The 17149-nt window shown below is 59.4% G+C and carries 9 protein-coding genes; 8 read left to right on the top strand and 1 reads right to left on the bottom strand.

The window, feature by feature from the left end; all coding sequences use genetic code 11:
- Window positions 1–291: 291 nt before the first annotated feature.
- The 8 genes from BQ4888_RS17120 to BQ4888_RS17085 all read left to right on the top strand — a co-directional run bounded on the left by BQ4888_RS17120 (window position 292) and on the right by BQ4888_RS17085 (window position 10602).
- Window positions 292–2031, top strand: a complete 1740-nt coding sequence (locus BQ4888_RS17120; protein WP_092058914.1) for a hypothetical protein — start codon at window positions 292–294, stop codon at window positions 2029–2031.
- A gap of 5 nt (window positions 2032–2036) precedes the next feature.
- Window positions 2037–3521 carry a glycosyltransferase family 39 protein gene (locus BQ4888_RS17115; RefSeq protein ID WP_140396697.1) on the top strand — a complete coding sequence of 495 codons (1485 nt, stop codon included), beginning with the start codon at window positions 2037–2039 and terminating at the stop codon, window positions 3519–3521.
- Window positions 3518–4723, top strand: coding sequence for a glycosyltransferase family 4 protein (locus BQ4888_RS17110; RefSeq protein ID WP_092058910.1), 1206 nt, complete (start codon window positions 3518–3520; stop codon window positions 4721–4723). The genes BQ4888_RS17115 and BQ4888_RS17110 overlap by 4 nt, the downstream gene beginning before the upstream one ends.
- A 17-nt stretch (window positions 4724–4740) precedes the next feature.
- Complete coding sequence (locus BQ4888_RS17105) at window positions 4741–5649, top strand: class I SAM-dependent methyltransferase (protein WP_092058908.1); 909 nt, start codon at window positions 4741–4743, stop codon at window positions 5647–5649.
- Window positions 5646–6614: a lysylphosphatidylglycerol synthase transmembrane domain-containing protein gene (locus BQ4888_RS17100; protein ID WP_092058906.1), complete on the top strand. Its 969-nt coding sequence runs from the start codon at window positions 5646–5648 to the stop codon at window positions 6612–6614. Before BQ4888_RS17105 ends, BQ4888_RS17100 begins: the two co-directional genes overlap by 4 nt.
- Before the next feature lie 182 nt (window positions 6615–6796).
- Window positions 6797–8293, top strand: coding sequence for a tetratricopeptide repeat protein (locus BQ4888_RS17095; protein WP_092058904.1), 1497 nt, complete (start codon window positions 6797–6799; stop codon window positions 8291–8293).
- Between the two features lie 60 nt (window positions 8294–8353).
- Window positions 8354–9859 carry a tetratricopeptide repeat protein gene (locus BQ4888_RS17090; RefSeq protein WP_092058902.1) on the top strand — a complete coding sequence of 502 codons (1506 nt, stop codon included), beginning with the start codon at window positions 8354–8356 and terminating at the stop codon, window positions 9857–9859.
- A 5-nt stretch (window positions 9860–9864) separates the two neighbouring features.
- Window positions 9865–10602, top strand: coding sequence for a tRNA1(Val) (adenine(37)-N6)-methyltransferase (locus tag BQ4888_RS17085; protein ID WP_170232933.1), 738 nt, complete (start codon window positions 9865–9867; stop codon window positions 10600–10602).
- An 86-nt stretch (window positions 10603–10688) separates the two neighbouring features.
- Here the strand turns inward: BQ4888_RS17085 and BQ4888_RS17080 are convergent, their stop codons facing one another.
- A complete protein-coding gene (locus BQ4888_RS17080) occupies window positions 10689–16196 on the bottom strand; it encodes a cytochrome c3 family protein (RefSeq protein WP_170232932.1) in 5508 nt (1835 codons plus the stop codon).
- Between the last annotated feature and the right edge of the window lie 953 nt (window positions 16197–17149).

Raw genomic sequence — 17149 nt, 5'->3', positions numbered from 1 at the left:
ATTCGTAGGGGCGCAGCATGCTGCGCCCAAGGTTGGGACAACGCGAAGGGACAAGGCGCAGCGTGCTGCGCCCCTACATGGGACCGGATGTTTGGATTCGGGCGGATGGCGGCGCGATTGTGGCAAGGCGGGCGATGAATGTGTCGCCCGGTACCGTAAATTGCACCCGTTACGTAGGGGCGCAGCATGCTGCGCCCAAGGTCGGGCCAACGCGAAGGGGCAGGGCGCAGCATGCTGCGCCCCTACCGGGTAAACCAGAGAACACTCACATTTCAGCGAACAGGGTGAATTTTGATTGACCGCGTAGGAAAACTGCTGCTCTTTGCCGCGCTTTTGACCATCCTCGGGGTGGCGACGACGGTCATTCACGACTTCGACACCTTCTGGCAGTTGCAGTCGGGCAAGTACATGGTCGAAACAAAGAGTTTCATCCATACCGATCTCTTCACCCTGGCGGCGGATGTTCCCCGTTTCGAGCATTGCTGGCTGCACGATCTCATCCTCTATTTCGGCCATCGACTCGGCGGCTACCATGCCCTGAGCGTCATCAAGGGATTGGCCCTGGGCGGCACGGCCCTGGTGCTGCTGTGGGCGGCCCGAGTCCGGGGGGCGTCTTGGCCGTCCATGCTGCTGCTTCTGACCCCCTTCTGGCTGAGCCGGGGAGGGTGGACGGCGCGGCCGCAACTCTGGACCTTTCTCTTCTTCGCTCTCTTTGTCCTCGTTCTCGAACGCCACCGCCGCCAAGGGGGAAAGCTGGTCTTTCTCCTCTTCCCGCTGATGCTCCTCTGGGTCAACCTCCATGCCGGGGCGATTCTGGCGGTGCCGATTCTTGCGGCCTATCTGGTCGGGGAGGGCGGGGCGCTTACGCAGGGCAAATCCACTCTCTCCCGTGCCGCCTATAAAAGGCTGTGGCTCGTGGTCGGCCTGGTGCTGCTCGGTTTTCTCTTCACTCCCTACACCCGGGAATTCATCGATACTCTCTTCTCGGCCCACCAGCTCGGCGGCGGCAAGGAGGGGGCGCCCATCGCCCAGGTTTTCAACATGGACTGGCGGCCAACGACCTTCTCTTCCGATCCCTATTTCTATTTGAGTCTGGCCCTGACCGCCGTACTGATGGCTTTGGGCCGGCGACGGCTGACGTTGACCGATCTCTGCCTGGTGGGGGGCCTGGCGATCATGGGGCAGCAACTCAGCCGCCATACCTCGTTTTTCTTCTTCGCCATGTCGGCGATGCTGCCGGTCTATGCCGACAGCGCGGCGGCCTGGATTTTCTCTCGCTTCCCCCTTGGGGTTAAATCGGTCTTGCGCTGGGCCGCGACCCTGGCGGCCGCCGCGATCTTCATCCATTACGCCTTGCCGGCCTATCACACCTACGGCCTCTTCCGCACCGGCTTGCGCACCTGGCATTTTCCCGTGGCGGTGGCCGAGTTCGTGAAAGAGCATCGCCTTCCCGCCAATATCTACAACACCTACGACTGGGGGGGCTATCTGGCCTGGACCCTCTACCCGGAGCATCGGGTTTTCTGGGATGCGCGGCAGAATTCGGCGGAAATGTTCAGTTACGGCTGGCGGGTCATGTCCGGGCATCCCGGCTGGGAAGGGATATTCGAGAAGTTCGACGTGAAAACCGTGGTCACCAAGGCCTGTACCGTGGACACCGGCCAGCATTACCCGATCATCGACCTGCTGCGTAAGGATCCCGAATGGCGGTTGGTCTTTGCCGATGTTTCGGCGCTGATTTTCGTGCGCAGCGATGCCGTGTCGGCCGACTGGCTGGCCCAATACGAGCTGCCTGACTCCCGCGCCGACGACACCATCCTTTCCGAGGCACGGTTGCTGGTCGAGATGGAACCGCAACGCTACAAAGGCTGGTGGGAGATCTACAAAATTCAGATGGCCCGCCGGAAGTACCCCGAGGCTTTTCTTGCCCTCGAACAGTATCTGCGGCGAACGCCCGTCCCCGATCCTCAAGCGGAGGCGTTGTACCGCATACTTTATCCCCTGGTGCCGCAAGGGGGAGGGGCGCGGTGATCCCCATGGATACTTCCGCCATGTCCCGCTGGGAGCGGGCGCTTTTGTTTCTCTTCATGCTGCTGGTGGTAGGCTTGCGCATCTACCATGCCCCCAACTATCCCTACCATGAGGATGAAATCGGCAGCATCGGTGTCATGCGTTCAATCGTCGCAACCGGTTTGCCTTTCGCCGAAAACGGCACCTTGTACTGGCGGTCGCTCCTCGGTCATTACCTGATGGCGATCCCGCTTTTTTTCGCCGAGGTATCGCCGGTCTCGACGCGACTGGTCGGTATTATCTTCAGTGCCCTGCTGCTGCCCGTGGTTTATGCCATGGGAACTCGGGCGGCGGGAAAAACGGCAGGATGGCTCGCCGTTTTGTTTCTCGGCTTCTCCGCCTTTGAAAATCTTTATGCTTCCATGGCCCGCTTTTACCTGCCGTTCCAGTTCTTTTTCGTGGCGGCGGTCTACTGGGCGGGGGAATATTTCATCGCCCGGCGTCCCGGCGCGGGCAAGTGGCTGCTGTTGGCCACCCTGGGAGCCATCGGCACGCACGAATTTGCCTTCGAACTTTTGCCGGTTTTCGCCCTGGCCCTGTTGCTGGGGGGGCGCCGATCTTTTTGGCAAAGAAGTTTCTGGCTGGGGTGCGTGGCTGTCGCCGTCGTTGGTTATTTTTGTCTGGTGTTCCGCCCGGCGACGGCTTTCGTCAATTACTCCGCCATCCCCCTGCAATTATTCGGACTCGAAAACAGGGCGGCCTTTTACGAGTGGTTTCGCCAGACGACCCCGTTGGGTATGACGCTGCTTATTTTGGGGATGTACCCTCTTTTGCGAGAACGGAATCGCTGCTGGACCCTGTATTTTCTGGGATTTGTCGGGTTGCTGCTCTTTTTGACCATCTTCTCCTCCGGCGACAATCCCCGTTACCTGAGTAATATTTATCCTTTAGGCATCGTTGCGGTTGCGGCATCACTGTCTTGGTGGTTACGTCGCTTGGCCAGCGTTGTACGCAACCGCGCAGGATGGGCATCGATTCCCGCCCCCTTGCCGATGGGGCTGGTCGTGATCCTTGCCCTGATTCACCTATTCGTTCTGGAAAATCTCGATCTGAACAAAGCATTCGGCAGCTATTTCAAATTTGTGGATCAGCGCCCGGCGCACGAATTCATCCGCGAACGGCTGTTGCCCGGGGATATAATTATTTCGACGGAACCCGCCCTCTCTGCGTTCTACCTCGGGCGCCCGGTGGATTATTTTCTGCGGGAAAAAATGAACGGGGGAACGATAGGGTATTCGGAGTTCCCCGCGAAGGAAAAGGCCGGATATCCTTACCGGCATATCGATTCGCCCGTGAAGCTTGATGCTCTTTTGAAAACCGAACATCGCCGGATCTGGCTTTATACGAATTGGAAAATCACATCAATTATCAGCGGCGAGATGGATGGCGAAATCAAGAGTCGATTCCGGCCGATGTTTTCCCTATCGGAAACGTACGTTCTCATCAAATGAATACGACGAAAAAGTTGAAAATACTGATGCTCGCGCCGACCCCGTATTTCGCGGATAGGGGCTGTCATGTGCGTATTTATGAAGAAGCCAAGGCGCTCAGGATTTTAGGGCACGATGTCCGGATCTGCACCTATCACTTGGGCCGTGATCTGGGCGATATACCAACATGGCGCATTCCCCGCATCCCCTGGTATCGAAAGTTGTCGGCCGGGCCGTCGTGGCACAAATTTTATCTGGACCTCCTCCTGTTTTTCACGGCCTTTAAGGCCATCCGCGAGTTGTCACCGGACCTGATACATGCCCACCTTCACGAAGGTGCTTTGGTTGGTTTTCTGCTTAAGATGCTCTTCGGTATCCCCATGGTTTTCGATTGCCAGGGGAGCCTGACGGGGGAACTGGTCGAGCATCGCTTCATCAGAAGAGGTTCTTGGTTGTATCGCGTCTTCCGTTTTCTGGAAGGCTGGATCGTGCGCCGTGCGGATCGAACGGTGTGCAGTGCCGGTCCCTCCGCCCGAATTCTGATCGAAGATTTCGCCATCCCCGCTGAAATCGTCTCGGTGGTGGCCGATGGTGTCGATGTTGAGATCTTCCGGCCGGGTTTGGAGGTGTCTGGTCTGCGCCGAGAGCTTAATTTACCGCAAGACAGGTTGATAGCGGTTTTTATGGGGGTCATGAGCGAGCATCAGGGGGTCGATATGCTCCTTGAAGCGATTGGCGCTTTGCGGGCTGACGGACATGAGGTTTATTGCCTGCTCATGGGTTATCCGGAAGAGGGCTATCGTCGGCGGGCCGAAGAGCTTGGCCTTGACGAGCGCGTCACCTTTACTGGACGGATCGAATACAGCCGGGCGGCCGAATATCTGAATCTCGGGGATCTGGCCCTGGCCCCGAAAATGTCCGACAGCGAAGCCAATGGCAAGATTCTGAATTATATGGCCTGCGGGTTGCCGGTGATCGCTTTTGACAACCCAGTGAATCGCGAGATTTTGGGAGAAACCGGGGTGCTGGTGCCGCCGGGCGATGTGGGCGCTTTTGCCGAAGCGGTCGAGAAACTCGGAAGGGATGAGTCTCAGCGGAGGAGACTCGCCGGGGCGGCGCGGGCAAGGGCAGTGTCCGAACATGGCTGGGATGTGGCGGCACGGAGTTTGGTGCACCTCTATAACGAGATTTTTGTCGCAAGAAGGCCTTTGTCCGCTGATTGAGTCGCGGGTGCCGTCATATGAACTTTGAACATGTAAACTGCGATTTGTGCGGCGCGGATAATTACGACCTTCTTTTCGAGGGACGGGACCGGCTGCATGGATTGCCGGGAACTTTCCCGGTGGTTCAGTGCCGGGAATGCGGTTTGGTCTATCTCAACCCCAGGCCCGACGAATCGTCGATGGCGGATTTTTATCCGGAGGAATACAGTCCGTTCGCGTCGGATCGCGGCGTCGTTGGCTATCTCCGTACGGTTCTTCGAAGGCGCGAGGCTGCTGGTATCGCCGGTTCTTTACTCCCAGGGGCTAGGGTTTTGGAGGTCGGATGCGCTGCTGGTGAATTGCTGACAGCCCTTCGTGATCGTGGTTTAGAAGTGACCGGCTTGGAGCCGAGTCTTCACGCGGCGGAAAAGGCGCATCGCGAGTACGGGCTCGACGTTTATCGGGGTACGGTTTTTGATGCCCCTTTTCCCGGAAAGATGTTTGATGCGGTCGTTCTTCGGCACGTTATCGAACATTTCCCTTCACCCAGGGCGGCGCTGGAGAAAATCCGGACATGGCTGAAACCTGGTGGTTTTTTGCATATCTCGACTCCCAACTTCGACAGTCTCAACAGACGGTTGTTCAAAGAATTTTGGCATGATTTAGATGTCCCCAGGCACCAAGTTGTTTTTTCCGTATCGACCTTGCAGAGGCAGTTGAACGATTGTGGCTTTCAGATTAATTCAGTTCGTTTTGAAATTGCACCGAACGACTGGGTTGGGAGCACCCGCAATATGCTGCACTCCCTTCACCCCGATTTTTCGCTATATCGATTTTTCAATCTTAAAAACCCCGTTGCCCTTGGCATGTTTTTACCCTTGACCCTTTTGCAAAAGTGCTTGCGTATCGGGGGCCGGATGCAGATTGTGGCAATGAAAATCGAATGAAACCCCTCCAGTTCATAATTAAAGCCGTCATCAGCTTTGTAATCCTCCTTTTCCTGGTGATCTATGCGGAGCCTGCCAGGCTGAAGGTGGCGTTCTTTGGCGTCGATTGGGTCTTCTGGTTTTTATCCCTGGCTCTTGCCCTGTTGGCCTTTGCTATCTCCTGCCTCAAATGGCGGCGGTTACTGCTTTCCGACGGACAAGAATGTACCTTTTCGACGCTTGCCGGGTTTTATCTGCTGGGGTACTTTTTCAACAATTTTTTACCCACTTCCGTTGGCGGCGATGCCGCGCGAATGTTTCTGGTCGGAAAAGAGTGTGGAAATTACCGGGTAGGGGTGAATTCGGTCTTGGCGGAACGCTTTTCCGGTCTTCTGGCCTTGGTGCTGGTCGGGTTTTGCGGCATTTTATTGGCGCCGTCGGTTATTGGCCCGACGTTCGCGGGTCTATTTGTCGGATGTGGCATCTTTTTGTGGTTGCTGTTGCTGGCCCCTCTAGCTTACCTTCCTGTGCGCACGGCTTTGTCTGATATAAAGGATCGCGGCCGCATCCTTTCATGGTTGGTCGGCGTTGTGCAGGGAACCCTGCATTATTTCACTCGGCCCGGCCTTTTTGTCCCGTTGGCCTGGACTTCCCTGGTCTATCAACTGCTGGCGGTCGCCACCTATTTCGCCGCCGCCAAGGCGTTGCATATGGAGGTCGCTCTCGCGCAGATGACGGCGGTGGTTCCCGTTGTGACATTGTTGACGTTGATTCCAGTCAGTTTGAATGGCCTGGGGGTACGGGAGGGCGGGTTCGCTTTTTTTCTTGCCCGGGCCGGTGTCCCCGGGGCGGACGCGATTGCTCTCTCTCTTCTGGTCTATGCAATCAGTCTGGTTTTCAGCATCGCCGGCGCGGCCGTATTGATCTTTTATCGGAACAGAAGCGATCTATCCGGTCTTTGGCGGCCGGAGGCGGGAAATCCTTGACTGACTAAAGCCTATCCCGCTGACGGTAAGCGAGTTTTTTGCAAATTGGCAATTGAATTGACAATTTGCAAGAACTTCTCTATCTTATCGATATGATTAACAAAAACGCCATGAAGTCTTTTCTCGATTCATCTTCCTGGCGCGAAGTCGCTTCCCTCGCGGAAACCCTGTGAGCTTGCCGCATGGCGAAAAATAACCCAACCTTTCGAACCCTCCTCCCCCTGCTCATCTTCCTCTCCCTCGCTTTCGCCCTCTATGCCCAGACTTTTGGCCATGCCTGGACTTATGACGACTTTCCGGTGATTGTCGAGAATGCCGATGTGCGTTCCTGGGCGGGGTTTTGGGAAAACGTGTATCCCGGGCGGCCGCTGCGGGAGTTGAGCTTTCTGCTCGATCATGCCCTCTTCGGGATGAATCCGACGGGCTGGCGGGTGCAGCAGATTTTCTGGCATGGGCTCAATGCCTGGCTGCTTTTCCTCGTGGCGCGGCGCCTTCGTGTCGGGCGTTTCGTGGCCTGGGCCGGGGCGCTGCTGTTTCTGGTTCATCCCCTGAACGTCGAGGTCGTGGCCAATCTTTCCCACCGCAAGGACAGCCTGGCCCTGGCCTTCTGCCTGCTGGCGTTTCTTGCCTTCAGCCGCGCCTGCGCCGCTCGGAAGAGGCGGGCAGGGTGGGTGGTGCTTGCCGCTTTGGCCTGGGGGACGGCGCTCTTGGCTAAGGAGAATGCCGTGGTGCTGCCGGTGCTGCTTCTGGTTTATCAGCGCTGCTTCGTCCCGTCGCGGCGGCGGATCTTGCCGGAAGGACGCGGGCTTTGGCCGGTGGCGGGTTTCGCCGCGATTGCTTGGGGTTTCGGCTGGTATCTTTTCGAGGGCGGGAGGGCCCGGCATCTGGCGGGGATGCAGCAGCTGCTGCAAGCCAAGGCCAACTATTTCGGCGAGGTCTCCTGGGATCTCTATTACCGGATGGTTCTCAAATCTTGGACCTTCATGGCGGGCAAGGTGCTCTGGCCCGTCGATCTGGCGCTGGAGTACACCTATCCGCTGCCCATGGATTGGTTCGATCCCTGGGTACTCACGGCGCTCTTCGGTCTCGCCGTCTTTGCCGCCGGGTTGTGGCTGACAGCGCGGCGGGCGCCCCGAGTCTTTTTTCTTCTTGCCTGGGCTGGGCTTTTCTGGCTGCCGGTCTCCAACCTCTGGCCGCTGGCGTATTTTGCCGCCGACCGTTATTGCTATGCGCCCCTGGCCGGACTCTGCCTGCTGGCGGCCCTGGCTCTCGGGCGCCTGCCGCTGCCCCTGCGCGTGGTTCTGATAGTCCCCGTCGTTCTTCTGCTCGCGCAGCTTTCCTGGCGGCAGATCCCGGTCTGGAGAAGTCCCCAAACCCTCTGGACCCAGGCGCACCGGGTCAGCGCCACCTCGGCCTTCGCCTTGAACAATCTCGGCAACGTCCATCTGCTCAAGGGGGAGCTCCTCAAGGCGCGGGACTATTACACCGAGGCCCTCGCGGTCAACCCGCTCAATACCACCGCCCTCTATAATCTGGGGCTGATTTACGAGCGGGTCGGAATGAAGGAACAGGCGTTGAAGCACTACCGGCTCTTTCTGGAGTTGGACGATCCCAAGTTTCGCGCGCAGGCCGAGGCACTGCGGGCGCGTTTGCAAGGGGCATACGGGGTCGATTTCTGATAGAGTTTGGTGGCTGGCCCATCGGAAGTCGCCTCAACCCGCTGCCTACCGGTTAACCTCATGACCACTCGTGCCGAAAAACGCTGTCTGCTCTGCTCCCTTCCGGTTCTGCTTGTCCTTGCCTTCATCCTCTACGCCGAGAGCTTCGGCCATCAGTGGACGCTGGATGATTTTCCGGTGATCGTCGACAACCCGGATGTGAAGTCCTGGGCCGGGTTCCTTGAAAACAGCTATCCCGGGCGGCCGCTACGGGAACTCTCCTTTCTCCTCGATCACGCCCTGTTCGGTCTGAACCCCGCCGGCTGGCATCTCCAGAATATTCTCTGGCATGCCGTGAACGCCTGGCTGTTGCTGCTGTTGGCGCTGCGCCTGGGCGCCGGGCGCTTCGCGGCCTGGAGCGCAGGGCTGCTCTTTCTCGTTCATCCGGTGACGGTCGAAGTTGTGGCCAACATTTCCCATCGCAAGGACAGCCTCGCCCTGACCTGCGTCCTGCTGGCGACCCTCGCCTATCTGCGGGGAATGCGCGCGGACGGACGTCGCTGGCTGTGGTTGGCCGGCGCTTTCGTTTTGGGATTGCTGGGCTGGACGGCGAAGGAGAATGCGGTGGTGTTGCCGCTCTTATGGCTGGGGTATGAGGCGCTTTTTGTTCTTCCCGAAAACCGGCTGTTGCTGCGCTTTCCCAAGCTGATCCTGGGGATCGCCGCCGCCGGGGCGCTTGCCGTGTGCGTCTGGTATTTCGGTTTCGGTGGGCTCGAACTGCACCAGCAGGCCATGGCGCCGGTGCTGGCAAAGATGACGATCTATCTGGAGCCGGGGAGCGTCGCCCCCTATCTGCTCATGGCGCTCAAGTCGCTGAGCTTCATGGTCGGCAAGCTGCTTTGGCCCCTGGCCCTGGCGCCGGAATATGTCTATGGCGCCCCCAGCGGCTGGTTCGATCCCTGGGTGCTGGGCGCCCTGGCGCTGGTTTCCGGCTATCTTCTGCTGCTGGGTCGCGCCTGGCGGCGCTGGCCTTTGGCCGCCTTCGCCCTGCTCTGGCTCGGGCTTTTCTGGCTGCCGACCGCCAACCTCTGGCCTCTCTCCTATTTCGCCGCCGACCGCTATCTGTATACGCCTCTCGCCGGGTTGGCGCTGCTGACGCCGCTGGTGATCGAACGCTGGTGTCCCGGGAAGAATCACCTGCCGGTGCAATTGCTGGCGCTGCTGCTCTTTGCCTGCGCGCTGCTCAGCTGGCAGCAGAATCGGGTCTGGTCCACGCCCCTTTCCCTGTGGAGCCATGCGGCGCGGGTCGCGCCCGCCTCGACCAGCGCCCGCAACAACCTGGGCGCGGCCTATCTGGAACTGGGAAGGCTGGAGGAGGCGCGGGACGAGTTCAGGCAGGCGGCGGCCAACTTCGACAATCCCATGCCCTGGTACAATCTCGGCAGGGTTTACGAACAGCTCGGCGACCGCGAGCAAGCCCTTTTTCACTATCGGGCCTTTCTCGCCTTCAACGACCCGGCCACGGCAACCTTGGCCGCGCAGTTACGCCTGCGCCTCTGGCGGCAATACGGCGTTCAGATTCGGTGATGATCATGGATGAATTTCCCCTCGCCCCCGACGAAACCCTTGATGATCTGCGCTGCGGCGGTTTGCGGATTATCCAGCGGCGGGACGGCTACCGCTTTTCCCTCGACCCGGTGCTGCTCTGTGCCTTCGCCCGGATCGGCGCGGGGGAGTCGGTGGTCGATCTCGGCACCGGCTCGGGGGTGATTCCCCTGCTGCTGGCGCGCCGCACTGCCGCCGGGTCGATTGTCGGCGTGGAAATCCAGGAGCAGGCTGCCGATCGGGCGCGGCGCGGGGCGGTTCTTAATGGTCTGGCCGAGCGGATCACCATTCTCCATCGGGATCTGCGGGATCTGCGCAGTGCGCTCGCGCCCGAATCCCGCGATGTGGTCTTGAGCAATCCCCCCTTTCGTCCCACCGGCACCGGCAAGATCGCCCCCGGGGACGAGCGGGCCGTCGCCCGGCACGAACTGGCCGGAGGGCTGGAGGATTTTCTCGCCGCCGGCCAGTATCTGCTCAAACAGGGGGGGCACTTTTACCTCATCCACCTCGCCGAGCGCCTGGCCGAAATTTTGTCGGCCATGCAGCGCCTTCGCCTGGAGCCGAAGCGGCTGCGCTGCGTCCATTCCCGCCTGGGGGAGGGGGCGAGGTTGGTGCTGGTCGAAGGCCGCAAGGCGGGGCGCCCTGGCCTGACCATGGCGGCGCCGCTTTATATTTACGAGGGGGAAGGGTATTCGGCGGAAGTATTGGCGATGTACGGAGACTGACAGGGAAAGCAAACAGTAGAATTTCTCTGGAAAAGACAAGGGGGGCGCACTTACGATGCGCCCCCCTTGTTCCGTTCATACCCCCGTTACGGTGCCCAGGGGGAGACCTTGTTCCAGCCGCCTTTCAAGGTTTCGGTGGCGCGGCTACCGTCGTAGCGGTGGCAGTTCTGCGCCGCCGCGTAGTAGGCGCCGTATTTGTTGCGATCGACGGCGGTCAGGGCAGCGTTGGTGTATTTGGTCTGCAAGGTCGTCTTGTTCTCGTCCCAGGTGTTGTGCTGAATATCCAGGCAGTTGGTGATGAGCAGCTTGGGCAACCGCGAGGCGTGCGGGTTGTGGCACTTTGAACAGGAGAACTGATGGTACATGACATCGGTGGTGTCGGCGTCGACACTGACGCCCCAGTCGTAGTCGTTGAAAGCATAGGGGAAGGAATTCTTGCCCACAACCGTTTCATAAACATAAGGAATATAATTGCCGGCGTTTGTTTCATTGCCACGATAGCCGCCGCCCAAGCCTAGATCACCTTGTGCCATCCAGGCCATGCTGGGGACCTGAGTGTTGTAGTCCGAGCCGGGTTGGTTTGTCCAGTCAACGGTTATTGGTGTCGGCCTTCCGTGACTGAAATCGAAAATGTTGGCTTTGTTGGCGAATGTTCCACCGATACTTGAATTGCTGTGCCCATTGGTTCCAAGCCAAAGGCCTTCATCGGTAAGTTGGTCCATGTTATCCACGTCGTCGCCGTGGCAGAGGACGCAGAGACCCGCCGAGTTCCAGATGGTCCAGCCCGAGGTCGGGTAGTCGCTGTTCTGATCGATGAAATAGCCTCCGAGTTCTCGGTAAGCGGTGCCGCCCCGAGGCACTTTCCCAAACAGGTTTTTAGCTTGTCCAGATGGACTATAGAAGACATCCGCATAGTCTTTGTTCCAAGGCGCTCCGTCTTCTTTGTAGGGGTTTCCTTTCCAGGTGCCGCGCAGGTAAGGCTGCCCGTTCTGGGTGTCGTACTCGGCCATGTTCATGTCGTGAACGTCGTGACAGTAGGAGCAGCGGATCTTAGCCACGGCATCGGGTGCTTCGGTGTAATTGAAGGACGATCCGGTCACCGCGCTGGAACCGGGATTGGAGACCGAGTTGGCGGTGTGGGTCGACTGGATCGAGCCGGTCTTGTAGGCGAAGTTGGGGCTCGTCCAGGTAGCGCCGTACCAACTGGTCTGATTCAGTGACCCGTAGTCGTAGGGCATCTCGCCGGTATTGACGTTGTTGTTGACACCCCATTCGGAGATGCCGTTGTCTTCGTGGCAGCCCCAGCAGATTTCCGCCTCGGTGTCAATGGGTTCGCCGTTGTTGAGGGTGGTGCGGCCGTTGATGACCTTTTTCAGATGAATGCCGCCGGAACGGTAGTCGATACCCACCGCCGGGTTGTTGGGCAACAGAATCAGCGAGGCGTCGCCGCTCCCCTGGGGATGCCCCTCGGCATGGCACCAGTCGCAGGCCCGTACCGTGCCGCCGTCGACGGCGTGCTGAATGTGGCGGGAAATGAGCACTTCGCCGCTGGTGAAATTGACGCCGACCGGGATGGCATGGCTGAAGGTCAACGAGGTTGAGTTGGCGGAGGCGACGACGAAATAGGAATTTCCCTTGGTCACCCGGTCGCCGACCTGAATGGTGTAGCCGCTGTTGACCGGGATGGTGACGGTTGATCCGTCTCCGGTGACGTTGCCGCTGAGGGTCGCCGTGCGATCGGCGGTCACCGAACTGGGGGAACCGGCGGAAAAACGGTTGTCCTGATGGCCGTGGCAGTTGTTGCAGGCGATGGGCACGGCGCTATCCCAGGGCGGGTCGACGGGATTCGGCCCATGGCAGCCGCTGGTCGAGGTGCCGCCGCAGGTCCCGGGGGTCGCGCCGGCTCCCGCATTCCAGCTTGCTTCCTCGCCGGCACCGACGGGGTCGAGCTTGATGTCGACGATGCCGTCGGCATGGTAGTTGTCCAGGTGGCAGAGCTTACAGGAATCTCCCTTGGAGAAACGGAAGGAGAAGTTGAGGTGCTTCTCGTGTTGACCGACGAACTTGCCGGTGCTATTGCCCTCGTTGTCCAGGGGGGGCGAAGCCATGACATCGTGGCTCGCGTCGTCATAGGCCCGACCGTAGGGGTCGGTGGTCCGGGTCAGGTTGCCGTGGCAGTCGGCGCATTGGGGCGGCGTGGTGGTGCCCCAGACCGGCGGGGTGTTGGCCGGGCCGTGACAGCCGACGGCGTTGGTGCCGACGAAGCCGAAGCAGGTGCCGGTATCCGTGTTGTCGCCGCCGGTGGTGTTGAAACCGCCCGATCCGGTGGTGTCCTCGTAAATTTTTACGCCATTTTGGATGTAGGTGACCTTGATGCCGTCGACAGTACCGACCACCGGCTCGTCAGTCTGCCAGCCGAGCTTGAGCAGACCGTCCTGATGGCGCACATCGAAGAATTCCGCTTCAAAGCCGTGGCACTTGGCACAATCCTTTTTCGTGTAGCCGTGGGCGGCATGGGTGCCCGCGGTCTGGGGTTCGTCGGGCGGGGTACTATGGCAGATGCCGCACTTTTCGCCGCCGGCGGCGCTGACCGAATTGGACAGGGTGGACCAGTTGTCCGCTTCGTCCGCCGTCTTGATGGCGAAGTAATAGGTGGTGTAGGGCTCCAACCCCAGAACTTCGAAGCCTTGATGGCTGCCGGCCAGGCCCGGCACCGGTTCGCCGACGGCTTCATTGGCGGCGTTGAAGAGGGTTTCGTTGGTGATGGCGCTGGTGCTGTAGCGCACGTCGTAGCGGGCGGCCCGTCCTCGGTCGGCATCGTCGCCGGGGGCGGTCCAGGTCAGGTAGACCGCTCCCGCCTTGGGCCGGGTTTCGGCATGGAGGTTGGCGATCGCCGCCGGTGCCGTGGTATCGCTGGTGTTGTCGATGGTGAAGTTGCCGGTCGTCACCTGGCGATGATTGGTGCCGATATCGTCCGGCATGTAGCCATCCCCCGCCTCGACCCGGATGCGGACCTGGGTGTTGGGGGCAAGGAGGCCGACGCCGCCGCGGATGGTGTCCCAGACCGCGCTGGTCGCGGTGGTGCCGATGACGATCTGATGGGGATAGCTCAGGCCGCCGTCGAGGGAGCCGTAAACATCGTAATGGACGCCGTCGTCGAAATTGTCCATATCCGTGGCGGCGGTCCAGGAGATATTGACCAGACCCGTCTGGGTGCTGCCGTTTGTCGGATTGAGGATGTTGAAGACGCCTGGGGCATGGTTGTAGTTCTGCTCGTTGACCAGTAGCAGCCCTTTGTTGACGGCATCGCCGAATTTGACCGTGGGCAAGATTGTGGCGCCGCCGGCGTAGGCGAGTTGCACGGCGAGCCGGTTGCCGACATCGATAACTCCGGAGAAGCTGAAGAGGGGGAGTTTCATGATGCGCCCGGATTTTTTCGAAAGACTCACGGTCAGCGCATCGCCCAGTGCTATGAAGGTATTGTCGGAATCCACGTACCCCAACTGGTAGCTGAATACCTGTGGCTGCCGGTCGCCGTTGTAGGCATAGATATCGAAACTCAGGCCGGTGACTTTCTTTTTGACGGCATAGGGGGTACCGAAGATCCAGATGATGTTGTCGTTGGCCGCCATGATCTTCGTGACACTGGCAGTGTAGCCGCTGGTGTCGAGCACGGCGGCGAAATCGGTTGTGGTGCCGCTCAACGGGCCGTTGGCATAGTAGGTGCGCAGATCCTGCGGCTGGCTGGAGCATTTGCCGGCCAGAGCCATTTTGATTTCGGTGTTGCCGTCGTTGTTGGTGGGCGTTGCGGCATCGTAGGCCCGCACCAGGAAGTTGTAGAGGACGCCGGCCGAGAGATCGTGAACCTGGTAGGCCAGGCCCGGGGTCGTGGCGGTGTAAATCGTGTATTCGTCGTTAGTCCCCGGATAGTAGGTGGTGGTGACGGTGAGCAAGCTCGCCAGATGATCCATCAGGGAATGGCTGCTCCACCAGATGCGGTAGGTGACGGGCAAACTATGGTCGATGGCGGCCTGCCAGTGCAGATTGACCGCGCCGGCCTTGTCGTCGGCGGTGGCCGAGTCGAGCCCATAGAAAACGGGGGCGACGTCGTCGACATGGGCCGTTTGCGGCCCGGCGACGTTGGAGAGCCCGGACCAGTTGCCGGCTTCGTCGGCGGTCTTCAGGGCGAAGTAGTAGTTTTGCCCCGGGGTCAGGCCGGAAGCGACCATCTCTTCGGCTTTGCCCCTGCGGTCAACGCTCGGCGCGCCGCCGGCGATGGCGGCGGCGGCGAAGTTGGCTTCGGTGATGGTCGCGGTGCTGTAGCGCATCTGGTACTGATAGGCGGTGCCGTCGAGCATGCCGTCGTCGCCGGGGGCGGTCCAGGTGAGTTTGACGCTGCCAGGCTCGGCGCTGTCAGCGGCAGTCAGGTCGGTGACGGCGCCGGGGGGGAGGTCGTCGCCGTACCAGCCGGGGGTGTAGGGGGCGTTGCCGTGGCAGTCGATGAGGGAGCAGGTGCCGGTGGCCGGGTCATAACTCCCGTCGGTGTCGCCGCGCGGATCGCTCGGGTTGTCGAGCAGGTAGACATAGTATCCTTGCGCGGCGCCATTGGTGCCGTCCATGTAGACATCGACATGGTCGTCGTCGAGGTGAGCGCCGGTATGGGCGCCTTCGGGATGACAGAAGATGCAGGAGGCGTTCTTGTTGGCGACGGTGGCGCTGCCCTGACCGGCCCCGTTGAGAATGTCGCCGATGGAGGTCATGTGCTCGACATGGGCGCCGACGCGGTCGGGCAGGACCGCGCCTGCCGAGGGATCGTCCGGCCAGATGGCGCCGGTCGCCGTATTGCCGTGGCAGCCGTCGCAGCTCGCCTTGAAGGCCGAGCGGTGCAGGTGGCAGGAGACGCAATCCTTGTTGTTGTAGTGATTGACCCCGCCGAGTTGTTCGGCGTTGAGGCAGCGGTGGTAGTTGGTCTCCGAATGGCAGACCTCGCAGATGCGGTTGGACGGTGTGGCCGTGCGTTTGATGCTGTCGTCACCGAAGGTAGCGGTGCCTTCCCGCGTATCGGTGAGGATGACGCTGCTGCCGGGGAGGGGATGGTCGGGGTTGGGTGGGGTGATCGTCTCCTTGATGCGCTTGATGTTGCCGGTGCTGCGATCATGACAGGTGGCACAGGTGAATTCGCCGTACTGGCCGTCGGCCAGGCCCCAGCTGCCCTCGTGTCTGGTCGAACCGGTGGATACGGCGTTGTGAACCAGATGATTGTAGGCCTTCACCCCGGTCAGGGTTTGCACCAGGTTTTCGCCGCCATCGTCATCGCTGACGGTGACGCGGATCTGGTAAGTTTTGTCCCAGTCGAGGTTGGTGATCTGGTGGGTGTAGAAGAGATTGTTATGGAGCAGGTCGGCGGAACCGAGGGTGAAGTCGACCTCGTCCAGGCCCCATTCGATCTGCGCGGTGTTGTTGTGGTTGTCGTCACCAGTGTACGGAATATTGACGGTGATCTTTGACGCTTCCGCAACCTTGGTTGCCGGCCCCGGTTTCAAAACGACGGCGCCGACGATGGTGCCATCGCCCCCCCAGGCCGCTGTCGACATTCCGGAGACAAGGCTAAAGAGGAGCAAGATCAAGCATGTAGAAAAAAAGTTACAGGCTTGTTCATGGACGTTTCGTTGCGGAATGGGTCTGGCCATGAGAACCTCGCGACCGATGTATTAAAATCAAAAAATGGTTGTTAATTAATTTAATATTTTCAATAAAGCACTTTTTGTGCCATGTGGTTGAATCTTCCTTATCTGGCGTAACGAAGGGTTTTCCCGGCGACAGTTTCGGCCGGGTCTTGTCAAAAGGCTGTGCGGATGGCGAATTGACGGAACGAAGTGCGGCAAATGCCGCCGAAAAACGCAAAAAGGACCAGGCTACGAGCCTGGTCCTTTTTGCGTACACGGGGAGGAAGGAGGTTGTTAACGATAGACGACGACCGAATCTTCGCCGACGTTGCCGGCGGCGTTTTAGGCAATGGTGGTTATGGTCTGAGCGAAGAGATCCCGACGAACCTGCCTGACTCATGAGAAACCGCCCATTCGCAAAGCTGCGAAATCTCGCTCCTGGACCCCTTGCAGGATTGCAAAACTCTGTTTTGAAAATCTCTAAGTGGCCTTTCTCGCTGATGAAAATCGCCCAATGCCGGCTTGTATTCAGCTTCTGCGTTGTTTGATCCCAGCGGGGAAACAGGGTCTGAGTCCGTCCGCTTTTGCATTCCTGCGAAATCAAACGATCGATAAGATGCTCTTTTAATCCTCAATATGTCTTTGTAAGTGTCTGAATATAAACAATAAAAAAATAATATTCAAAAATTTAAAACATTGGTATGGGGGTTGCTCTTATGGATAAGCACAGACGGTCGCCGCACTTGGACCCAGACAGCGAGGCCACAGACATGGCGGGAAACAAACTTTGCCCCTACTTCAGAAAAAACGAAGATGATTGTGATGTAGGGTGCGGATACATCTCCCCCCATGACGTCAAGATGATGGTCGATTTCTGTAAC

The organism is Desulfuromonas acetexigens, from assembly GCF_900111775.1.
Classification (GTDB): Bacteria; Desulfobacterota; Desulfuromonadia; order Desulfuromonadales; family Trichloromonadaceae; genus Trichloromonas; species Trichloromonas acetexigens.
Note: the sequence above shows the minus strand (reverse complement) of the source record. Positions and strands in the feature narration are given on the sequence as shown.

Bases quoted from the DNA above. Each gene is read 5' to 3' on its own strand.
- BQ4888_RS17090 (WP_092058902.1), top strand. From the start codon at position 8,354: ATGACCACTCGTGCCGAAAAACGCTGTCTGCTCTGCTCCCTTCCGGTT.
- BQ4888_RS17085 (WP_170232933.1), top strand. From the start codon at position 9,865: ATGGATGAATTTCCCCTCGCCCCCGACGAAACCCTTGATGATCTGCGC.
- BQ4888_RS17115 (WP_140396697.1), top strand. From the start codon at position 2,037: ATGGATACTTCCGCCATGTCCCGCTGGGAGCGGGCGCTTTTGTTTCTC.
- BQ4888_RS17095 (WP_092058904.1), top strand. From the start codon at position 6,797: ATGGCGAAAAATAACCCAACCTTTCGAACCCTCCTCCCCCTGCTCATC.
- BQ4888_RS17110 (WP_092058910.1), top strand. From the start codon at position 3,518: ATGAATACGACGAAAAAGTTGAAAATACTGATGCTCGCGCCGACCCCG.
- BQ4888_RS17080 (WP_170232932.1), bottom strand. From the start codon at position 16,196: ATGTCGACAGCGGCCTGGGGGGGCGATGGCACCATCGTCGGCGCCGTC.
- BQ4888_RS17100 (WP_092058906.1), top strand. From the start codon at position 5,646: ATGAAACCCCTCCAGTTCATAATTAAAGCCGTCATCAGCTTTGTAATC.
- BQ4888_RS17105 (WP_092058908.1), top strand. From the start codon at position 4,741: ATGAACTTTGAACATGTAAACTGCGATTTGTGCGGCGCGGATAATTAC.